Origin of the sequence: Agrobacterium tumefaciens (assembly GCF_005221325.1) — a bacterium.
Classification (GTDB): Bacteria; Pseudomonadota; Alphaproteobacteria; order Rhizobiales; family Rhizobiaceae; genus Agrobacterium.
In genome coordinates, this window is record NZ_CP039888.1 from 926,281 (window position 1) to 945,342 (window position 19,062).

The following is a 19,062-nucleotide window of genomic DNA, read 5'->3' on the forward strand; positions in this document are numbered from 1 at the left end:
CGGCCACCGGGCATGAGGAGCGTTTTTCGCCCGCCCGGCAATATTTGATAGTTGTCCAATATTTGCCCCAGGTCAACTTGCCGTTGCGGCAGGTTGGCCGGAAATGAGCGATTTTACCGATATGCAGGGCTTGCGCGGAAGACGCAGTGATCCGCAGGCGCTCTTCACAATGGCGCGGGCAACAGCGCCGGTCTTGACCATATGCATACGCACATCCTATCTCCATGATGGGCGATGATGGCACGGCGACAGAAGGATGAACGAATGCAACCCCATGTGAGCGGCACGAGCCTGCGCCGGCAGGTGTTTTTTTGGATCGGTGTGCTTGCCGTCTTTGTCCTCTTCCTGATGGTCTTCAGCTCCATTCTCCTTCCTTTCGTCGCGGGCATGGCGCTTGCCTATTTTCTCGATCCGGTGGCCGACTGGCTGGAGCGACGGGGCTTGAGCCGGTTGATGGCGACCGTCGTCATCCTCGTTTCCTTCGTGCTGATCTTTGCGCTGTCGCTCATCATCATCATTCCGTTGATCGTCGCCCAGGCGTCGGAATTCATCACGCGCATCCCGCAATATGTCTCCTCGTTGCAGCAGCTGATCGCCGGCGCCGATACCAATCTTCTTCCGGATTGGGTGAGCAGCCAGATCGACGCCGTGAAGGAGAATTTTTCGAAGCTGCTGACCGAGGGCGCAGGTTTCATCGGCACGCTTTTGACGCAGATCTGGAATTCCGGCAAATCGCTGGTTGATGTCATGTCGCTGCTGGTCGTCACGCCTGTCGTCGCCTTCTATCTGCTGCTCGACTGGGACCGGATGATCGACAAGGTCGACAGCTGGATACCGCGCGATTACGTGCATACCGTGCGCCAGATCGCCCGCGACATGGACAAGACGATTGCCGGTTTCGTGCGGGGGCAGGGGTCGCTCTGTATCATTCTGGGTGTGTATTATGCCGTCGGCCTGTCATTGGTTGGCCTGAATTTCGGCCTGCTGATCGGCCTTTTCTCCGGCCTCATCAGCTTCATTCCCTATATCGGCTCCATGGTCGGTCTCATCCTCGCCGTCGGCGTCGCCATCGTGCAGTTCTGGCCGGACTATATCTATGTCTTCCTGACGCTCGTCGTGTTCTTTTCCGGCCAGTTCATCGAAGGCAACATCCTGCAGCCGAAGCTTGTCGGCAAAAGCGTCGGCCTGCATCCGGTCTGGCTGATGTTCGCTCTCTTCGCCTTTGGTGCCCTTTTCGGTTTCGTCGGCCTTATGATCGCCGTGCCGGCTGCGGCGGCCGTTGGCGTGCTTGTCCGCTTTGCATTGTCGCGGTATCTTGAAAGCGATCTTTACCATGGGCACGCCGCCAACCTTCCCTGGGATGCCAACCCCGCCCTGGAAGAAGGGGAAGCGTCCTCCGGGAAGATTGACTCTCAGAGCTGACGATGACTGACCAAATCAAAACCGACAACGCCCGGTCGAAGGCTGAGCAGCTGCCGCTCGCATTCTCGCACCAGTCCGCTTCCGGCCGGGAGGATCTCCTCGTTTCCGCCTCGCTTGCGGCTGCCGTCAGCCTCATCGATGAATGGCCGCACTGGCCGTCGCCGGTCGTGGTGCTGGCCGGGCCGCCGGGTTCGGGCAAATCCCATCTCGCCAATATCTGGAAAAATATCAGCGATGCCCGCGACATTCATCCGGCGGCGGGCGCGGATGCCGCGCGTGCGGCTGAAACGGGACCGGTTCTTTTCGAGGATGCCGACCGGCGGGGTTTTGACGACACGGAACTTTTCCATGTCATCAACAGCGTGCGCCAGCACGGCACGACGCTTTTGATGACCAGCCGACAATGGCCCGCCGCATGGCCGGTGACGCTGCCGGACCTGCGTTCGCGCCTGAAAGCCGTGACCGTGGTGGAGACCGGTGAACCGGATGAGGGGCTGCTGGCGCAGGTGCTGGTAAAACTCTTTGCCGACCGGCAGCTTTATATGGATGACAAACTCATAGGCTACATCGTCAACAGGATGGAGCGTTCGCTCGATACGGCGCAGACGATCGTGGAGCGGATCGATAGGCTGGCGCTCTCGCGCGCAACGAGGATCACCCGCCCGCTGGTGGCGGAAGTCCTCAACGCGATGGACAATGCGGCGACGGGCGACGGGCCGGACGTCGATTGACTGTCACAGTTCCGTCGTCAAACTGTTATACGGGCAAGAGGGACGATCACGCGATGCAGCAGGATCACGGCACGGAAATAGGTCAGGGGATGGAACAGGGCATGGACGCTATCGCGCAGGAAGACTTCAACAAGGTTCAGCCGGTGGCTGAGGGCGAGAACCTCTGGGATAGTCCGGCGCGTTTCATCAACCGCGAATTCTCCTGGCTGCAGTTCAACCGCCGTGTTCTCGAGGAAACGCTGAACACGGATCATCCGCTGCTGGAGCGGCTGCGTTTTCTCTCCATCTCGGCCGCCAACCTCGATGAATTCTTCATGGTCCGCGTTGCCGGCCTTGAAGGACAGGTGCGCCAGAAGATCACCGTCAAGACGCCCGACGGCAAGACGCCGGCCGAGCAGCTGGAAGATATTCTGAAAGAAATCGACAATCTGCAGATGGAGCAGCAGGCCTCGCTTGCCGTCCTGCAGCAATATCTTGCCAAGGAAGAAATCTTCATCGTGCGTCCCGCCGCGCTGTCCGACGCCGACCGTGCATGGCTGGGGACCGAATTCGAGGAACGCATCTTCCCGGTGCTCACCCCGCTTTCCATCGACCCCGCGCACCCGTTCCCCTTCATCCCCAATCTCGGCTTCTCCATGGGATTGCAGCTCGACAGCGTCAACGGCCGCGAGCCGATGACCGCGCTGCTGCGCCTGCCGCCCGCGCTCGACCGCTTCGTGCGTTTGCCGGATGACAAGAACGCCATCCGCTACATCACGCTTGAAGATGTGGTCGGCCTGTTCATTCACCGGCTTTATCCGGGTTATACGGTCCGTGGATTCGGCACGTTCCGCATCATCCGCGACAGCGATATCGAGGTGGAGGAAGAAGCGGAAGATCTGGTCCGTTTTTTCGAAAGCGCGCTGAAGCGCCGCCGCCGCGGTTCGGTTATCCGCATCGAAACCGACAGCGAAATGCCGCAGTCTCTGCGTCAATTCGTGGTGCATGAGCTTGGCGTGCCGGACAACCGCGTCGCCGTTCTGCCCGGCCTTCTTGCGCTCAACACCATCTCGGAAATCGTGCGTGCACCGCGCGACGACCTGAAATTCGAACCCTACAACGCCCGTTTCCCCGAGCGCGTGCGCGAACATGCCGGCGATTGCCTCGCCGCCATCCGCGAAAAGGACATGGTGGTTCACCATCCCTATGAAAGCTTTGACGTGGTTGTGCAGTTCCTGTTGCAGGCGGCGCGCGATCCCGAGGTGCTTGCCATCAAGCAGACGCTTTACCGCACCTCCAACGATAGCCCGATCGTTCGCGCCCTGATCGACGCGGCGGAAGCCGGCAAATCCGTCACCGCGCTGGTGGAACTGAAGGCGCGTTTTGATGAAGAGGCAAACATCCGCTGGGCACGCGACCTGGAGCGCGCCGGTGTGCAGGTTGTGTTCGGCTTCATCGAACTGAAAACCCATGCCAAGATGTCGATGGTAGTGCGCCGCGAGGACGGCAAGCTCAGAACCTATTGCCACCTCGGCACCGGCAACTACCACCCGATCACGGCCAAGATCTACACCGACTTGTCCTTCTTCACCTGCAACCCGAAGATTGCCCATGACATGGCGAATATCTTCAACTTCATCACGGGTTACGGCGAACCGGAAGAGGGCATGAAGCTCGCCATTTCGCCCTATACGCTGCGCGCCCGCATCGTGAAGCACATCAATGAAGAGATCGAGCACGCCAAGCGCGGTGCGCCGGCGGCGATCTGGATGAAGATGAATTCGCTGGTCGATCCCGAAATCATCGATACGCTTTACCGCGCCAGCGCAGCAGGCGTGGAGATCGATCTGGTGATCCGCGGCATCTGCTGCCTGCGTCCGCAGGTGGCGGGCCTGTCGGACAATATCCGCGTGAAATCCATCGTCGGCCGCTTCCTCGAACACAGCCGCATCTTCTGCTTCGGCAACGGTTTCGGCCTGCCATCCGACAAGGCACTGGTCTATATCGGCTCGGCCGACATGATGCCGCGCAACCTCGACCGCCGTGTGGAAACGCTGGTTCCGCTTACCAATCCCACCGTACATGAGCAGGTTCTTTCACAGATTATGCTTGGCAATCTCATTGACAACCAGCAGAGCTACGAGATACTTGCGGACGGAACGTCGAGGCGCATCGAGGTGCGTAAAGGCGAAGAACCGTTCAACGCGCAGCACTATTTCATGACCAATCCCAGCCTTTCCGGACGTGGTGAAGCCTTGAAATCCAGTGCGCCCAAATTGATTGCCGGGTTGATTTCGTCCCGCAAGAAACAGGCTGAATGACTCGATCAGAAGCACAGGGGCGGCTGACCGGCCTTGCCCCCGTTTCCGTCATAGATATTGGTTCGAACTCCGTTCGTCTCGTCGTATATGAAGGCCTTTCCCGCGCCCCCGCGGTGCTGTTCAACGAAAAGGTCCTGTGCGGTCTCGGCAAGGGACTGGCGCTGACGGGCCGTATGCATGAGGAAGGCGTCACCCGGGCGCTGATGGCGCTGAGGCGCTTTCATGTGCTTTCCGAGCAGGCGCAGGCGCAGAAGCTGTATGTGCTTGCCACGGCGGCGGCGCGTGAGGCGGAAAACGGCCCGGATTTCATCCGCGAGGCCGAAGCCATTCTCGGCTGCGAGATCGAGGTTCTGTCAGGCGAGAAGGAAGCGCTTTATTCGGCCTATGGCGTGATCAGCGGTTTTTATCAACCCGATGGTATCGCCGGCGACCTCGGCGGCGGTTCGCTCGAACTCATCGACATCAAGGGCAAGAGCTGTGGCGAGGGCATCACCCTGCCGCTCGGTGGCCTGCGGTTGTCGGAACAATCGGACGGTTCGCTCGAAAAGGCGGCCACGATTGCCAGAAAACACGTCAAATCCTTCGCGAAGCTTCTGGCTGCGGGTGAGGGGCGCACCTTTTATGCGGTCGGCGGCACATGGCGAAACATCGCCAAGCTGCATATGGAGATATCAGGCTACCCGCTGCACATGATGCAGGGATATGAATTGCCGCTGGAAGAAATGCTGAATTTTCTGGAGGAGGTCATCGTCTCCAGAGATAGCAAGGATCCGGCCTGGCAGGCTGTCTCCAAGAACCGCCGTTCGCTCCTGCCCTTTGGCGCCATCGCCATGCGCGAAGTTCTGAGGGCGATGAAGCCGGCCAAGATCGCCTTCTCCGCGCAGGGCGTGCGTGAAGGATATCTCTATTCGCTGCTGACGGAAGCCGAGCGCGAATCCGATCCGCTGCTGGTCGCGGCGGATGAGCTTGCCATTTTGCGCGCCCGCTCGCCGGAACATGCGCGCGAACTGGCGGACTGGAGCGGTCGCACCTTTCCTGTCTTCGGTATCCAGGAGACGGAAGAGGAAAGCCGCTACCGGCAGGCGGCCTGCCTGCTGGCCGATATCAGCTGGCGCGCCCACCCGGATTACCGTGGTCTGCAGGCGCTCAACATCATCGCCCATTCGTCTTTCGTGGCCATCACCCATCCCGGCCGCGCCTATATTGCGCTTGCCAATTATTATCGCTTCGAAGGCCTGAACGACAACGGCACGACCGAACCGCTCGCGGCCATGGCGGGCGAACGTCTGCAGGAACTCGGCAAGCTGCTGGGCGGTCTGCTGCGCGTCGTTTACCTCTTCTCCGCCTCGATGCCGGGTGTCGTCGACCACCTGAAATTCCGCAAATCCGACAATCCGGATATCGATCTGGAATTCGTGATACCGCATGATTATTGCGATTTCGCCGGCGAACGGCTGGATGGCCGTTTGCAGCAACTGGCGAAGCTAACGGGCAAGCGGCTGGCCTTTGTATTCGAATAGACCGACTAAAAGCGCCAGCCCCGTCATTCCCCCTGTATTGTAGATATTAGCGATGTTTCTCAATTGAAGCCGTTGATCGATGTGATCGGCGGCTTTCTTTGTTGCCTGCATCTTTATCGTGGATCGCGTAACTGTAGGTTGATTTTTTATTGCAACCCATGCAGGAAAAGCTAAGAATTGAAGTATTAGTTTCACTTCACTTTTATTCAGGAGGCTTTTATGAAAATATTGAGTGCTGCGGCAATCTTTACTGCTGCAATTTTCGTATCGAGTTACGCCGCTGCCCAGTCGAAATGCGAAGGGAAAATCACCCGTGACATAAAGGGATTGAGTTCGGCAAAGATACTCACGGACAGTGGCGTGGTTGGTTACTCGAGGATACACATCAATATTGACGGATACGGAAAGGCTTACCATCCGAAAAATGCCGCCGCCGGGGCGTTGATTCATCTATGCAATGCTGGTCAGGTATATTTGCCTGACGGCAAGAAATATCACGGCTCGATCGATAATGCGACTTGCACCGGCGCCTTCATGAGCGATGTCGCGCGGATCGGGAATGCGGGCTGGAAAGACAAATCCATAGGCCTGGTCCGTTGGTACGGGATACTTGGCAAGGACGAGGTCTCCATGAACGGTGAAGTCGTGCGAGGGGTGGTACCGGTCAAACAAGCGGACGGCAGCGGTTTCTTTGTTTCACCAACAAAATTCGCCGATCAGAGCATCAAAGACGAGTCCATCCAGCGCCGCTACGTCAATCCGCTGAGAATTCCCGCCGGCGTCATTCCTGAAAGCGCCATTCTTGCTTCCAACGGTGTTATCATGGGGTCCTTCGGCGTCGCTATCCGCAAGGATAAAAGGATAGCGGTTCCGTTCGTGGTTGGTGACGCCGGTCCGAGAATCGGCGAGGGAACGCCGGCCCTAGCACGCGCTCTGGCAGGTTTCCCGATCACCGATAATGTCACTCGTGACAACAGATTTACCGGTCAGGTAGACGCTGCAAATGTCCTGTGGGTGTTTTTTGGAAAGAAGATTCCGGCGGTAAAATATGATGCCGACAACGAGAATGCCCTGATCGTCGCCTCCACGAAGGCGTTTGCTGATTGGGGCGGCAAGGAGCGGCTGGACGACTGCCTGAAATAATACGCCACATCAGAAAGACCAAAACCACGCCGGTTCGCAAATCGCTTGATTGAAGCGTTATCCACGCGCAGCTCCGACTTCTATGTCGGAGCTGTAGAGGTGGCCGACTCCTGTCCAAGTGGGTCAGAGCTGCCCGAGCGTCTTGCGGATAAAGGCGCTGAGACAGGAATATTGCAGTGGCGTTATCGTCGCCATGGCTTCCCTGCGGTTGGCGAGCCTGTCCTGATATCTCTCAATACCTGTTGAAGACAGGAGCGATAGGGTCGCTGCATGACAGGCAGGTGATTGCCGTTTGAAGCTTTGATGAAATTTTGTGACCGCCGTCACTGGCAGATGGCCTCCGGGTGCCGATAGCCCCTATGCGGCAGGGGCCTGATATTGGCTGAGGGTGCAGACGCCGAGCGTCTGGCCACGGCCTTTCACCGCATGTTCGCCGAGATATTCGCTGCGCACGCCCTTCGGAAGCACCAGCTGGTGGGCGAGATCGGCGGAAATCAGCACCGGATGGCCGAGCATCTTACTCAGCGATTCGAGCCGAGAGGTCGTGTTCACCGTATCGCCGAAATAGGTGATCTTGTGGTGGTCGACGCCTATTTCCGCAGTGATGACCGGCCCGCCATGGATGGCGAAACGCAGGCGCGGCATTTCACCGAAGCGGGAAATCCACATCTCCCGTTTTTCCTCGATAGTCGCCTGAACGTCGAAAACGCAGCGCACGCAGGCCGCCCGCCGGATCGCCATGTGATAGGGCCAGGTGATGATGGCGGCATCGCCGATGTAATCATCGATGACGCCGCCATGCCTTCTAACCGGCGCGGCATAGCTCGCGAAGATTTCGCCGAGAAATTCCTGGGCCTTCAGGTCGCCATGGGTTTCGGCGAAAGAGGTGGAGCCGACGAGATCGATGAAGATGAAGACGCGGTCTTCGCTGACTGGCCGACGATAGCGCCCAAGAATGAGGTCGATGAAGATATCGCGGCCGAGGAGCTCACGCACCCGCATGATGAACACGATGATGCCGCAAACGATGAGGGTGAAAATCAGCGTCTGCACTTCGGCATGCACCGCCCGCTTCCAGGTGCCAGGAAATATTCCGCTCAACCACAGGATCGTGCCACCGAGCCCGAAGCCACAGAAGACGAGGATGGCGTAGATGATGAGGCCGACGGCGATATAGGCCGGTGTCGGCAAGGCGCTCACCTGCCGCGACAGGCCGGGCATGATGTAACCGCGCTCAAAGGCGAGAATGGGCGCACAGGCAAACAGCGCATAGGTCGCGCCGATCAACGCGCCACCGCCATATTCCAGAAAGGCGTAGGCCACCCCGGCGCCGGCCACGGCAACGAAGAGCACAACGTAATCCAGAATGGGCAGCAATTTTCTCATGTCGGTTCTGATCTCGGAAAGGGAAGCCGGCGCTCCCTTCGGGCAAAGCTTCTGTTCAGGTCATATGCGACATTAGTGTGGAAAAAGCGCTGCAAAAAGTGAGCAATCGGTAAGGTTGCATGAAGGATTGGTAAGGCTGTTGCGCCGTTGCCGCAAACCTCTACGGACGTGGCACTGCTTCTAATAGGATGTTCTGTAATAGACGGTTTCAAGCGGGGATTGTGGCCGATCGTCGGGCGTGCGGTTCGACCATCTGACCGGAAAGGCAGCAAAACGCAGCTTGTTGCCATCGATCCAGGCGCGGTCGAACAGGGTTTCCCCCTTGCGGGCGAAGGTGATGGCGGCGCAGGTGCGGCCATCGACATCGAGGGCAATGTTCTCTTTCCAGCCGCTCAGGCCGCAACCCATGCCTTTCGGGTCGCGATTATAGTGTTCGACGACATCGCCATCATTCGGCGTCATGGTGATCGAGGTGATGGTGTGGGCAAAGAGCAGGCTGTCCTGATCTTTCAGGCCACCATCCAGCGTGCCCTCGTAACGCACCTGAACCGTCGGTCGCTGGCAGCCGTTGCGGGCATAAGTCTGCGACACTGCATGTATGCGACTATCGCGAATGGTGATGCCGTGGCGGTCGTTCTTGCCGATCTTCAGGCAGTCTGTCGTCCATTCACCCTGAAGATCGACCTTCTCCTCAGCAGCCCGGGCTGGAAGAGAGAGGACAATGCCTGCCGCCGCGACAAGTGCGGCGAGCAGCAGAGTGCGGGCAGGTTTCATGGCAAGACCCTCAAATCGCGCGACCATCGGTAGAGAGATGGGACGCGATGCGGGCAAAATTGGGGTGAGAAAGGCGCGCGGTTACGACTCGCTCGCCGCGACCTCAACCGCCTCGACCTTCTTGCCGGCAAAACGCAGGGCTACTTCGCCATTGATGAGTTTTAGCGCCACATCGCCGAACAGTTCGCGCCGCCAGCCGGTCAGTGCCGCAACCGTTGCGTTTTCACCTTCGGACGCGATCTTGTCCAGATCGTCGCTGTTGGCGATGACCTTGGCGGCGACGCCGTGCTTGTCTGCCGTCAGCTTCAGCAGAACCTTTAAAAGCTCCACAGCAGCACCGGAACCTTCCGGGGCATGGCTGTGGCGCGGCGCCTTCGGCATCTCTTCTTTCGGCAGCGTGAGCGCCGCATTCACCGTTTCTACGATGGCGGTGCCGGAGGCGGACCGTTCCCAGCCCTTGGGAATGGTGCGAAGCCGCGACAGCGCCTCGGCATCCTTCGGCTGCTGCTGAGCGATTTCGAAGATACCATCGTCCTTCAACACGCGTGAACGCGGCACGTTGCGCGACCGTGCCTCACGTTCGCGCCAGGCGGCGACGAATTTGAGGATGGCGAGTTCCGTCGGCTTGCGCAGGCGCGATTTCAACCGCAGCCATGCATCGTCGGGATGCATGTCATAGGTGTCGCGCGATTCCAGAATGTCCATCTCTTCGGTCAGCCACAGCGAGCGGCCTTCGCGCTCCAGCTGCGCCTTCAGCGCCAGATAGACATCGCGCAGATGGGTCACGTCGGCGAGCGCATAGTCCAGCTGCTTTTCGGTCAGCGGGCGGCGGCTCCAGTCGGTGAAACGCGAGGATTTGTCGATCTGCACATTCTTGATCTTCTGCACCAGCTGGTCGTAGGAGATCGAATCGCCGAAACCGCAGACCATGGCGGCGACCTGCGTGTCGAAGATCGGGTGCGGAATAAGCCCGCCGAGATGGTAGATGATCTCGATATCCTGCCGCGCGGCGTGGAAAACCTTCACGACGTTTGGATTGGCCATGAGTTCGAACATCGGCGTAAGATCGAGACCCTTGGCCAGCGGATCAACCAGTACTTCGAGCGTCGGGCTCGCCATCTGTACGAGGCACAGCTCCGGCCAGAAGGTCGTTTCCCGCAAAAATTCGGTGTCGATGGTAATGAATTCCGATTTCGCCAGTTCCGTGCAGGCTTCGGCGAGGGCGGCAGTCGTTTCAATCATTGCAAATGGCCACTCGTGAAAATTATCCGTCTTACTTTCCCTTTGCCGGGCGCATGTCAATACAAAGCCCGCTTTTCCGGCCTCAAGGATCGTTTTTCTCGGGCGGATCGGGCTCCGGTTCATCTTTTTTGGGGTGGTTGGCCTTTTTGGGCGGGGTGGGGGCGGCGAGCTTCTGGAAATAGGCGGATGTGCGCAAAAGCGAGCGGAACCGCCAGTTCCTCTCCTCGACGGGAACACCTTCGCGTACCTGCAGCCGGTACAGCGTGTAGGCGATGAAAACGATCTGGATCGCGGCCGTATAGCTGAACAGCGCCTTGGGGCCGAACTGGTCGATCAGGAGCGAGGCGAGAAGCGGTCCGACCGTCGCGCCTACCGACCAGAAGAACAGCAGCCCGGCCGACATCATCGCATGCTCGCCTTCTTTGGCGTGATCGTTGCCGTGCGCGGAACTCAGCGAATAAAGCGGTAGCGCAAAGGCGCCAAAGACGAAGACGCCGATGATGTTGCTCCACTCGTCGGCGCCGGCGAAGAAGGCGAGGAACAGGCCGACGATGACGGAGCCGGCAGTGGTCGCAAGAATGATGATGCGGCGGTCATAGCGGTCGGAATAGACGCCGAGCGGATATTGCAGCACCACACCGCCGATGATGCCGGCACTCATGAAGGTGGCGATGGCGGTGACGGACATTCCGATCTGTTCGGCATAGATCGGTCCCATATTGCGAAACGCCGCCATGCTGAGCCCGACGGCCACGCACCCGACCACGGCAAGCGGCGAGATGCGCCAGACCGCAAAAAGATTGAAGGGGATCTGCTTTGGCGGTGTGGGGTTGGATTTGTCGGCAAGCGAGATCGGCACCAGCGAAAGAGACAGGGCCATCGCGATCAGCGAAAACACCACCGGCCCACCGATGCCGGCGATGGGAATGATGTATTGCGCAAGCGTCACGGAGCCGAGATCGACGAAACGATAGATGGAGAGCGTGCGCGCCCGGTTGGAATTTGTGACCTGTGCATTGATCCAGCTTTCGATCACGGCGAAAAGACAGGCGACCGCAATGCCGATGACGAAACGCATCAGCATCCAGAACACAGGATGGATGATGAGCGGCATGGCGATCGATGCCGCGGAAGCGACCGCCGCCATGGTGGCGAAGGTTCTGATATGGCCGATCCGGCGCATAAGCCGCGTCACCGAAATACAGCCGAGCGCAAAGCCGATGCTGTAGGCGGCGCTGATGAGGCCGATGGTGCTGGCCGAGAACCCTTCGGACAGGCCGCGCAGTGCTATATAGGTTCCCTGCAGGCCGTTGCCGCCGATCAGGATGCCAGCGGTGACGAGAAGCGGGATAAGAGGTCTGATCTGGCTCATTGCGGGCCGACTCGGTTTGGCGGGCTGGATTAGTTCTATCTAAAGCGAAGGCAGGGGAAAGGACAGGCTGAAGGCGACATTGTTGTGCTTCGCCTTGACAAATCAGGCTGGCCATGCGCTTTTCCGGCAAATTTCGACAGTGCCGCCCATCTGGCCTCCAACGGGCCCACGACACGTTCCAGGATAAAAAAATGCATCGTTACCGCAGCCACACCTGTGCCGCTCTCCGCAAGTCCGACGTCGGCGAAACCGTTCGCCTTTCCGGTTGGGTTCACCGCGTGCGAGATCATGGCGGCGTTCTCTTCATCGACCTTCGCGACCATTACGGCATCACCCAGGTGGTAGCCGATCCTGATAGCCCGGCTTTCAAGGTCGCCGAGACCGTGCGCGGCGAATGGGTCATCCGCGTCGACGGCCTCGTCAAGGCGCGATCGGCAGACACCATCAACAAGGGCATGGCGACCGGCGAGATCGAGCTTTACGCTCAGGAGATCGAGGTTCTGGGCGTTGCCAAGGAACTGCCGCTGCCGGTCTTCGGCGAACCTGAGTACCCTGAAGATGTTCGACTGAAGTACCGCTTCCTCGACCTGCGTCGCGAAACCCTGCACAAGAACATCGTCAAGCGCACGCAGATCATCTCCGCCATGCGCGCCGGCATGGGCGATCTGGGCTTCGCCGAATATACGACGCCGATCCTCACCGCATCCTCGCCGGAAGGTGCTCGCGACTTCCTCGTGCCCTCGCGCATTCATGAAGGCCAGTTCTTCGCGTTGCCGCAGGCGCCGCAGCAGTACAAGCAGCTTCTGATGGTGGCCGGTTTCGACCGCTATTTCCAGATCGCTCCCTGCTTCCGCGATGAAGACCCGCGTGCCGACCGTCTGCCGGGCGAATTCTACCAGCTCGACGTCGAAATGAGCTTCGTAACCCAGGAAGATGTCTGGACCACGATGGAGCCGATGATGACGGCCGTGTTCGAGAAGTTCGCCGAAGGCAAGCCGGTGACGAAAGAGTGGCCGCGCATTCCCTACGACGAATCGATCCGCAAATACGGTTCCGACAAGCCGGACCTGCGCAACCCGATCGTCATGGAAGCCGTGACCGAGCATTTCGACGGTTCGGGCTTCAAGGTCTTCGCCAACATGATCGCCTCCAACCCCAAGGTTCAGGTCTGGGCGATCCCGGCCAAGACCGGTGGTTCGCGCGCATTCTGCGACCGCATGAACGCCTGGGCCCAGTCTCAGGGCCAGCCGGGCCTCGGCTACATCTTCTGGAAGGAAGAAGAAGGCAAGGTTGCCGGGTCGGGTCCGCTTGCCAAGAACATCGGTGAGGAGCGCACAGAAGCGCTGCGCCAGCAGCTCGGCCTTGAAGCGGGTGACGCCTGCTTCTTCGTCGCCGGTGATCCCGCCAAGTTCTACAAGTTTGCCGGCGAAGCGCGCACCCGCGCCGCCGACGAGCTGAACCTGATCGACCGCGACCGTTTCGAAATGTGCTGGATCGTCGATTTCCCCTTCTTCGAATACAACGACGAAGAAAAGAAGATTGACTTCGCCCACAACCCCTTCTCCATGCCGCAGGGCGGTCTGGAAGCGCTGGAAGGGCAGGACCCGCTCTCTATCAAGGCCTTCCAGTATGACGCGGTCTGCAACGGCTTTGAAATCGCCTCCGGCTCGATCCGTAACCAGTCGCCCGAGCTGATGGTCAAGGCCTTCGAGAAGGTTGGCCTGTCGCAGAGCGATGTGGAAGAACGCTTCGGCGGTCTCTATCGTGCCTTCCAGTATGGCGCTCCTCCGCATGGCGGTTGCGCATTCGGTATCGACCGCGTGGTCATGCTTCTCGTGGGTGCGAAGAACCTGCGCGAAATCACGCTGTTCCCGATGAACCAGCAGGCGCAGGACCTTCTGATGAACGCGCCGTCGCCGGCAACGCCGACGCAGCTTCGCGAACTGGCGCTACGCGTCGTTCCGTCGAAGAAGGACTGATCATGTTGAAGACGCTGCTCGAACGTGTTCGCGCAGCCTTCACCCGTGCATTGGCGGCCGCGCTTGCGGCCGCTTTTGCGTTCTGGGTCGCGCATCGGTGGCTCGGCCATCCGCAACCCGTCTTTGCCGCGATCAGCGCGCTGATCTGCCTGTCTCCCGGCATTCCAAGCCATGTTCGTCAGGGACTTGGGCTGATGGTCGGCGTTACCATCGGCATTCTGGTCGGGGAGGTTGCTCTTCTCGTCCCGCATGACTTCGCCGAAATTCGGCTGGCCTCGGCAACCTTCATCGCCATGATCCTCGCCACCCTGTTCGGCCTGCCGGCTGTCGTGCCGATACAGGCGGGCGCTTCGGCCATGCTCGTCCTGCTTATGGGGCCGCAGATCGCCGGTTTCGTCCGGTTTGTCGATGTCATCGTCGGTGTGGCAACCGGCATGGCTGTCGCGCTCGTGTTTTTTCGCGAGCGGCTGAAGTTCTAGCGCCGCTTACCCTCATCACTTTCGCTCCAATCCAGCTACCAGTGGGGGTGTAGCCCGTTGCCACTACGCTAATCCCGGCATCGCCACAATTTTACCGCGAGATTTGCCGAATTCCGCGAATAATCAGCCGAAATCAGCGCGCAGTATAGGTCTCGTGTCCGCTTGGGCACGCAAGCCAAATTGATTTTAAACCTGGGACGGCGCCAGCCGAAGTTTTTCCGGTCTTGGCGCGATCATATTTATGAGGATTTCAGAATGATAGACGAGACGGAAAAAGAGCCGGCTCCGGCCGCCGCGCCGCTTCCTTCAACCATGCCGCGCGGCAATTTTGCCGCCAGCCTGCGCTCACCCGGCGCGAAGTTTCTGATGATAGGTTTCATCTCGTTGGTGCTGCTGGTTCCGCTCATGCTCGTATGGGGGCTGACGGAAGAGCGCGCCTCGCGTGCGAGAGAGGTTTCCGCACGGATCGCGAACGGGTGGGGCGGCGATCAGGTTGTCAACGGCCCTTATCTAGCCGTGCCCTTCGATGTGGAGCGCCGCCGCGAGGTGGATGGCCGAACCATCGTGGACCGCACGACAGAGTGGGCGCTGGTCATGCCGGAAACGCTTCAGGTAACGGCCGATCTCACGACCGAGGAAAAGAAGCTGTCGATCTACAGCTTGCCCGTCTATAATGGCGATCTCGTGCTCAAGGGCCGCTTCGGGCAGGGCATCCAGCAGGATCTCACCCGTTTCGCCGGCACTCCACGCCTCGACAACGCCATCCTCGTCCTCAGCATAGGGGATATTACCGGCATCAGGTCGAGCGCCGGGGTTCGCATAAATGGCGGTGCAGTTTTGCCGTTCGATCCCGGCATGCGCGATATGTCCGTTATCGCAAGCCGCGCCGTTGAAAATAGCTCCATAAGATCCGATGCGGGCGTGCACAGGCCGATCGATAGAAGCCTGATTGAAAGCGGCTTTGATTTCGATATCGCATTCTCGCTCAACGGCTCCGGCAGTTTCGCCGTTGCGCCGGCCGGCCAGACAACGAGCTTCACGGCAAAAGCCGACTGGCCGCATCCCGGTTTTGAAGGCCTGTTCCTGCCGGAAGTCAAAACGGTCACGGCTGCGGATTTCAACGCCAGCTGGACGATTCCCTATCTCGCAAGGGGAATAGACCGCGTAGTGGAGGGCCCGCGACTGCCGCTCTCCAACAGCCTGATGACGATCAATCTCGTGGAACCGGTGAAGTTCTACCAGGTCATCGCCCGGACACTGAAATATTCCATCGGCTTCATCTCGCTTGTCTTCCTCGCTGTCTTCATCGTGGAACTCAAGGGCCGCAGCGTTGTGCACTGGATACAATATGTGCTGACGGGTCTGGCGCTCATCGTTTTCTATGTGCTGCTGCTTGCGCTTGCGGAACATACCGGTTTTACCGTTGCCTATGCCGTGGCCTCGTTCTCCACGGCAGCTCTGATTGCCTTTTATCTTGGCAGCGCCACCCGTAGTCGCAGCAACGGCCTTGCACTTTTCAGTGTTCTGGCGGTGGCCTATGGCGTGATGTATCTGGTTCTGAACGAAGACGAATATGCGCTGCTGGCCGGCGCGGTCATATCGTTCATCGCCATCGCCGCAACCATGTTTGCGACGCGCAGAGTCGATTGGTCTGGAGCCGGTGCCGCCTCAAACAGTGCGCCCTCTAACCCCGCCTGACGCGAGATCGCATGGTCTGAAAAGCGGGCTGCTTAACTTGCGGCCCGCTTTTTTGCCGTTTATAGATGGGCCACTCACCACGGACCCGGTGAAATCCCGGGTGGCTCTTCTGGCCGCCGATCCGCCAGACAACGCAAAGCACCGACATTTCATTTCAATCTACCGGACGTGGCTCCGGCCGGTGCGTCATTCTTTGCGAAAAAATCAGATGAACAGATTTCAGACTTACAGACGTGAGTGGTTTTCCAATATTCGCGGCGATCTCCTTTCCGGCATCGTCGTGGCGCTCGCCCTCATTCCCGAAGCCATCGGCTTTTCCGTCATTGCCGGTGTCGATCCGAAGGTAGGGCTGTTCGCCTCCTTCGCCATCGCCTGTGTTTCCGCCTTTACCGGCGGTCGTCCGGGCATGATTTCGGCGGCAACGGCCGCGACAGCCGTCCTGATGGTCACGCTCGTCAAGGAACACGGCCTGCAATATCTCTTCGCCGCCACCATCCTCATGGGCGTGCTGCAAATCCTGGCGGGTTTTGCGAAACTGGGCCGGGTGATGCGCTTCGTCTCGCGCTCGGTCATGACCGGCTTCGTCAATGCGCTGGCGATCCTCATCTTCATGGCGCAATTGCCAGAACTGATCGGCGTGCCGGTCGAAACCTACGTCATGATCGCGGCCGGCCTTGCGATCATCTATCTCTTTCCGCTGGTGACGAAGATCATCCCGTCGCCGCTGGTCGCCATCGTCGCCCTTACCTGTGTGGCGGTTTTCTCCGGCATGGATATCCGCACGGTCGGCGATCTCGGCGAATTGCCCTCGACGCTGCCGATCTTTGCCCTGCCGCAGGTGCCGCTGACCTTCGAGACGCTGCAGATCATCTTTCCCTATTCGGTGGCGCTCGCCGCCGTCGGCCTGCTGGAATCGCTGCTGACGGCGCAGATCGTCGACGACATGACGGATACGGGCAGCAACAAGAGCCAGGAATGCATCGGGCAGGGAACGAGCAACATCGCGTCGGCCCTCATCGGCGGCATGGGCGGCTGCGCCATGATCGGCCAGTCCGTCATCAATGTCAGTTCCGGTGGCAGGGGCCGGCTCTCCACCTTCGTGGCGGGCGCTTTCCTGCTGTTCCTCATTCTGGTGCTGGACGATCTCGTGCGCATCATTCCCATGGCAGCGCTGGTGGCTGTCATGATCATGGTCTCCATCGGCACCTTCTCGTGGCGTTCGATCCTCGATCTCCGCCGCAACCCGCCATCGTCAAGCATCGTCATGCTGGTCACGGTCGGCACGGTGCTGGCCACGCATGATCTTGCAAAGGGTGTGCTGGCAGGCGTGCTTCTCTCCGGCGTGTTTTTCGCGGGCAAGGTTTCGAAACTCTTCCACGTCCGCCCGGAGCTTTCAGCCGATGGCCGGGAGCGCATCTACCGCGTCGACGGCCAGATTTTCTTTGCTTCGACGGAAAGTTTCATCGCTGCCTTCGATTTCGCCGATGAGGTGGAGGCGGTGACGATTGACGTCAGCCAGGCGCATCTGTGGGACATTTCAGCGGTCGGTGCGCTGGACAAGGTGGTCCTGAAATTCCGAAAGGCCGGCAAAAGGGTCGAGGTCATCGGCGTCAATGAGGCGAGCGCTCATATGATCGACCGCTTCGCCCTGCACGACAAGCAGGATGCGGCGGCAGCGCCGTTGCACTGAGTAGAAAAAAGCCCCGGTCTTAAACCGGGGCTTTGTCATCCTATTCGTTTGCCGTCACCGTCACGCCGAGCATTTTCGGCAGGGTGTTCGGCGCACCCATCGCAGCGCCCATGATCATCGGGAATGGAACCGGCTTTTCCGGCTCTGCCGTGATCGAGAAGTTCTTCGGATTGTCGATATAGGTGTTGATCGCCGCCGACACCATGTTCTGCAATTCCGGAACATTGAGCGAGGCCATCATGATGGGGGCCATGCCCTTGATGGTCTGGGCAAGCTGGTCGCCCGTCATGCCCTGCTGGCTTGCCGCGTAATCGATGGCGCGCTTGGTGATGCTTGCGTCTTCGAAGCTGATTTCGGCATTGACGAAGGACAGCTGCTGCATCAGGCCGAGCATGGCAAGGCTTGCGGCCTGGTCCGCCTGTTCCTTGTTCGGGTTCGCAGCCTGCGCCTTCACCGTCTCCTGCATCGACTTGATGAAGGCGAGCGTGTAGCCGGAGAAACCGAACGACATGTTGAGACGGCCGACGTCATCGAGGTCGATGGCGTATTCCTCGACATCAACAGTACCGGAAGCCACTTCCCAGCTGCCGCTCATGGTCATGTCTCCGGAAAGAGCCTGCAGCTTCAGCTTTTCGACGGCGTCCTTGGTTGCCGGATCAGTGACTTCGCTGAGATCGGCCTTGAAGCCGGATGCATCGAGTTCAAAACCGATCGAAGCCTTGTCATCGCTGACGGACATCGTCGCGCTGGTTTCCTCAAGCGAGAAAGCCGGCTTGCCGTCGATGGAAACGGAAACCGGACCGCTATGCGCTTCGTCATAGAACATCAGCGCATCGATGGTGCCGGTGGTCGCATCGGCGGGAATAACGAGGCCGGACATGTAAATGTCGCTTGCCTTGATCTCCACTTTTTCCTGCTTGTAGTCGATATTGTCGAAACGGGCGTTCTTGATCTTGTAACCGCCGTTGTTTTCCTCGACGCCTTCAAGCGTGATGTTGCCGACCGGGATTTTCTTGGCCGGATCGGCGGCCGCATTGAACGTCACGCTGTTCAGCGTCACCGTCGAGCCGTTGACCGCAACCGAGCCGGCAGCGATCTCACCGCCCTGGGCGGCATAGGCTGCATTGATCTTCTTCAGCACATCCCCGCCATCCAGCGCAAAAGCCGGCGCCGAAAGCGTAAGAAGCGCGGCACTCGCGAAAAGAACCTGCCGGGTGGATTTCAGTCTCATGATGTTTCTTCCCTCAACGTGCGGCTGTGTGCCGTGTCCGAATTCGAATGGTGATACTTATATTCGCTGTTATTCAAAGGTCTATAGGATGTAGA

Annotated in this window: 15 protein-coding genes and 1 other annotated feature; of the genes, 9 read left to right on the plus strand and 6 right to left on the minus strand. The window is 59.2% G+C overall.

Annotated features, from left to right (window positions below; genetic code table 11):
- Positions 1 to 72 precede the first annotated feature (72 nt).
- Entirely contained in the window at positions 73 to 213 is a 141-nt protein-coding gene (locus CFBP5499_RS29905; protein ID WP_158523270.1) for a hypothetical protein, read from the minus strand.
- A gap of 51 nt (positions 214 to 264) precedes the next feature.
- On the opposite strand from CFBP5499_RS29905, the gene CFBP5499_RS04915 reads away from it, so the two are divergent.
- The 5 genes from CFBP5499_RS04915 (at position 265) to CFBP5499_RS04935 (ending at position 7,116) form a co-directional block, all read left to right on the plus strand.
- Positions 265 to 1,422 carry an AI-2E family transporter gene (locus CFBP5499_RS04915; RefSeq protein WP_080825353.1) on the plus strand — a complete coding sequence of 386 codons (1,158 nt, stop codon included), beginning with the start codon at positions 265 to 267 and terminating at the stop codon, positions 1,420 to 1,422.
- Positions 1,423 to 1,424: 2 nt separating this feature from the next.
- Positions 1,425 to 2,153 carry a DnaA regulatory inactivator HdaA gene (gene hdaA / locus CFBP5499_RS04920; RefSeq protein ID WP_080825352.1) on the plus strand — a complete coding sequence of 243 codons (729 nt, stop codon included), beginning with the start codon at positions 1,425 to 1,427 and terminating at the stop codon, positions 2,151 to 2,153.
- Positions 2,150 to 4,453 (plus strand): RNA degradosome polyphosphate kinase, encoded by a 2,304-nt coding sequence (locus CFBP5499_RS04925; protein ID WP_371506522.1) that lies wholly within the window; start codon positions 2,150 to 2,152, stop codon positions 4,451 to 4,453. The genes hdaA and CFBP5499_RS04925 overlap by 4 nt, the downstream gene beginning before the upstream one ends.
- On the plus strand, positions 4,450 to 5,973 hold the full coding sequence (ppx, locus tag CFBP5499_RS04930; RefSeq protein ID WP_080825351.1) for an exopolyphosphatase: 1,524 nt from the start codon (positions 4,450 to 4,452) through the stop codon (positions 5,971 to 5,973). The genes CFBP5499_RS04925 and ppx overlap by 4 nt, the downstream gene beginning before the upstream one ends.
- Before the next feature lie 219 nt (positions 5,974 to 6,192).
- On the plus strand, positions 6,193 to 7,116 hold the full coding sequence (locus CFBP5499_RS04935; RefSeq protein WP_080825350.1) for a hypothetical protein: 924 nt from the start codon (positions 6,193 to 6,195) through the stop codon (positions 7,114 to 7,116).
- Between the two features lie 357 nt (positions 7,117 to 7,473).
- Here CFBP5499_RS04935 and CFBP5499_RS04945 read toward each other — a convergent pair whose 3' ends face one another.
- From CFBP5499_RS04945 to CFBP5499_RS04960, 4 genes are all read right to left on the minus strand, one after another.
- The gene (locus CFBP5499_RS04945; protein ID WP_080825349.1) at positions 7,474 to 8,502 is read right to left on the minus strand and encodes an adenylate/guanylate cyclase domain-containing protein; all 1,029 of its coding nucleotides are present in this window, start codon (positions 8,500 to 8,502) and stop codon (positions 7,474 to 7,476) included.
- 180 nt (positions 8,503 to 8,682) lie between these two features.
- On the minus strand, positions 8,683 to 9,276 hold the full coding sequence (locus CFBP5499_RS04950; RefSeq protein WP_175416623.1) for a hypothetical protein: 594 nt from the start codon (positions 9,274 to 9,276) through the stop codon (positions 8,683 to 8,685).
- An 81-nt stretch (positions 9,277 to 9,357) separates the two neighbouring features.
- Positions 9,358 to 10,518, minus strand: coding sequence for a ribonuclease D (gene rnd / locus CFBP5499_RS04955; protein ID WP_080825348.1), 1,161 nt, complete (start codon positions 10,516 to 10,518; stop codon positions 9,358 to 9,360).
- 82 nt (positions 10,519 to 10,600) lie between these two features.
- Complete coding sequence (locus CFBP5499_RS04960; RefSeq protein WP_080825347.1) at positions 10,601 to 11,890, minus strand: MFS transporter; 1,290 nt, start codon at positions 11,888 to 11,890, stop codon at positions 10,601 to 10,603.
- 191 nt (positions 11,891 to 12,081) lie between these two features.
- On the opposite strand from CFBP5499_RS04960, the gene aspS reads away from it, so the two are divergent.
- The 4 genes from aspS to CFBP5499_RS04980 all read left to right on the plus strand — a co-directional run bounded on the left by aspS (position 12,082) and on the right by CFBP5499_RS04980 (position 17,736).
- Positions 12,082 to 13,869 (plus strand): aspartate--tRNA ligase, encoded by a 1,788-nt coding sequence (aspS, locus tag CFBP5499_RS04965; RefSeq protein WP_080825346.1) that lies wholly within the window; start codon positions 12,082 to 12,084, stop codon positions 13,867 to 13,869.
- A gap of 2 nt (positions 13,870 to 13,871) precedes the next feature.
- The gene (locus CFBP5499_RS04970) at positions 13,872 to 14,348 is read left to right on the plus strand and encodes an FUSC family protein (protein ID WP_080825345.1); all 477 of its coding nucleotides are present in this window, start codon (positions 13,872 to 13,874) and stop codon (positions 14,346 to 14,348) included.
- A gap of 255 nt (positions 14,349 to 14,603) precedes the next feature.
- The gene (gene creD / locus CFBP5499_RS04975; protein ID WP_175416624.1) at positions 14,604 to 16,046 is read left to right on the plus strand and encodes a cell envelope integrity protein CreD; all 1,443 of its coding nucleotides are present in this window, start codon (positions 14,604 to 14,606) and stop codon (positions 16,044 to 16,046) included.
- Between the two features lie 78 nt (positions 16,047 to 16,124).
- Positions 16,125 to 16,180, plus strand: a sequence feature (sul1 is cis-regulatory element that is thought to sense ions involved in sulfur or methionine metabolism; They are found in Alphaproteobacteria).
- Between the two features lie 74 nt (positions 16,181 to 16,254).
- Positions 16,255 to 17,736, plus strand: a complete 1,482-nt coding sequence (locus CFBP5499_RS04980; protein WP_080827379.1) for a SulP family inorganic anion transporter — start codon at positions 16,255 to 16,257, stop codon at positions 17,734 to 17,736.
- A gap of 40 nt (positions 17,737 to 17,776) precedes the next feature.
- On the opposite strand, the gene CFBP5499_RS04985 is transcribed toward CFBP5499_RS04980, so the two are convergent.
- The gene (locus CFBP5499_RS04985) at positions 17,777 to 18,967 is read right to left on the minus strand and encodes a hypothetical protein (RefSeq protein ID WP_080825344.1); all 1,191 of its coding nucleotides are present in this window, start codon (positions 18,965 to 18,967) and stop codon (positions 17,777 to 17,779) included.
- Between the last annotated feature and the right edge of the window lie 95 nt (positions 18,968 to 19,062).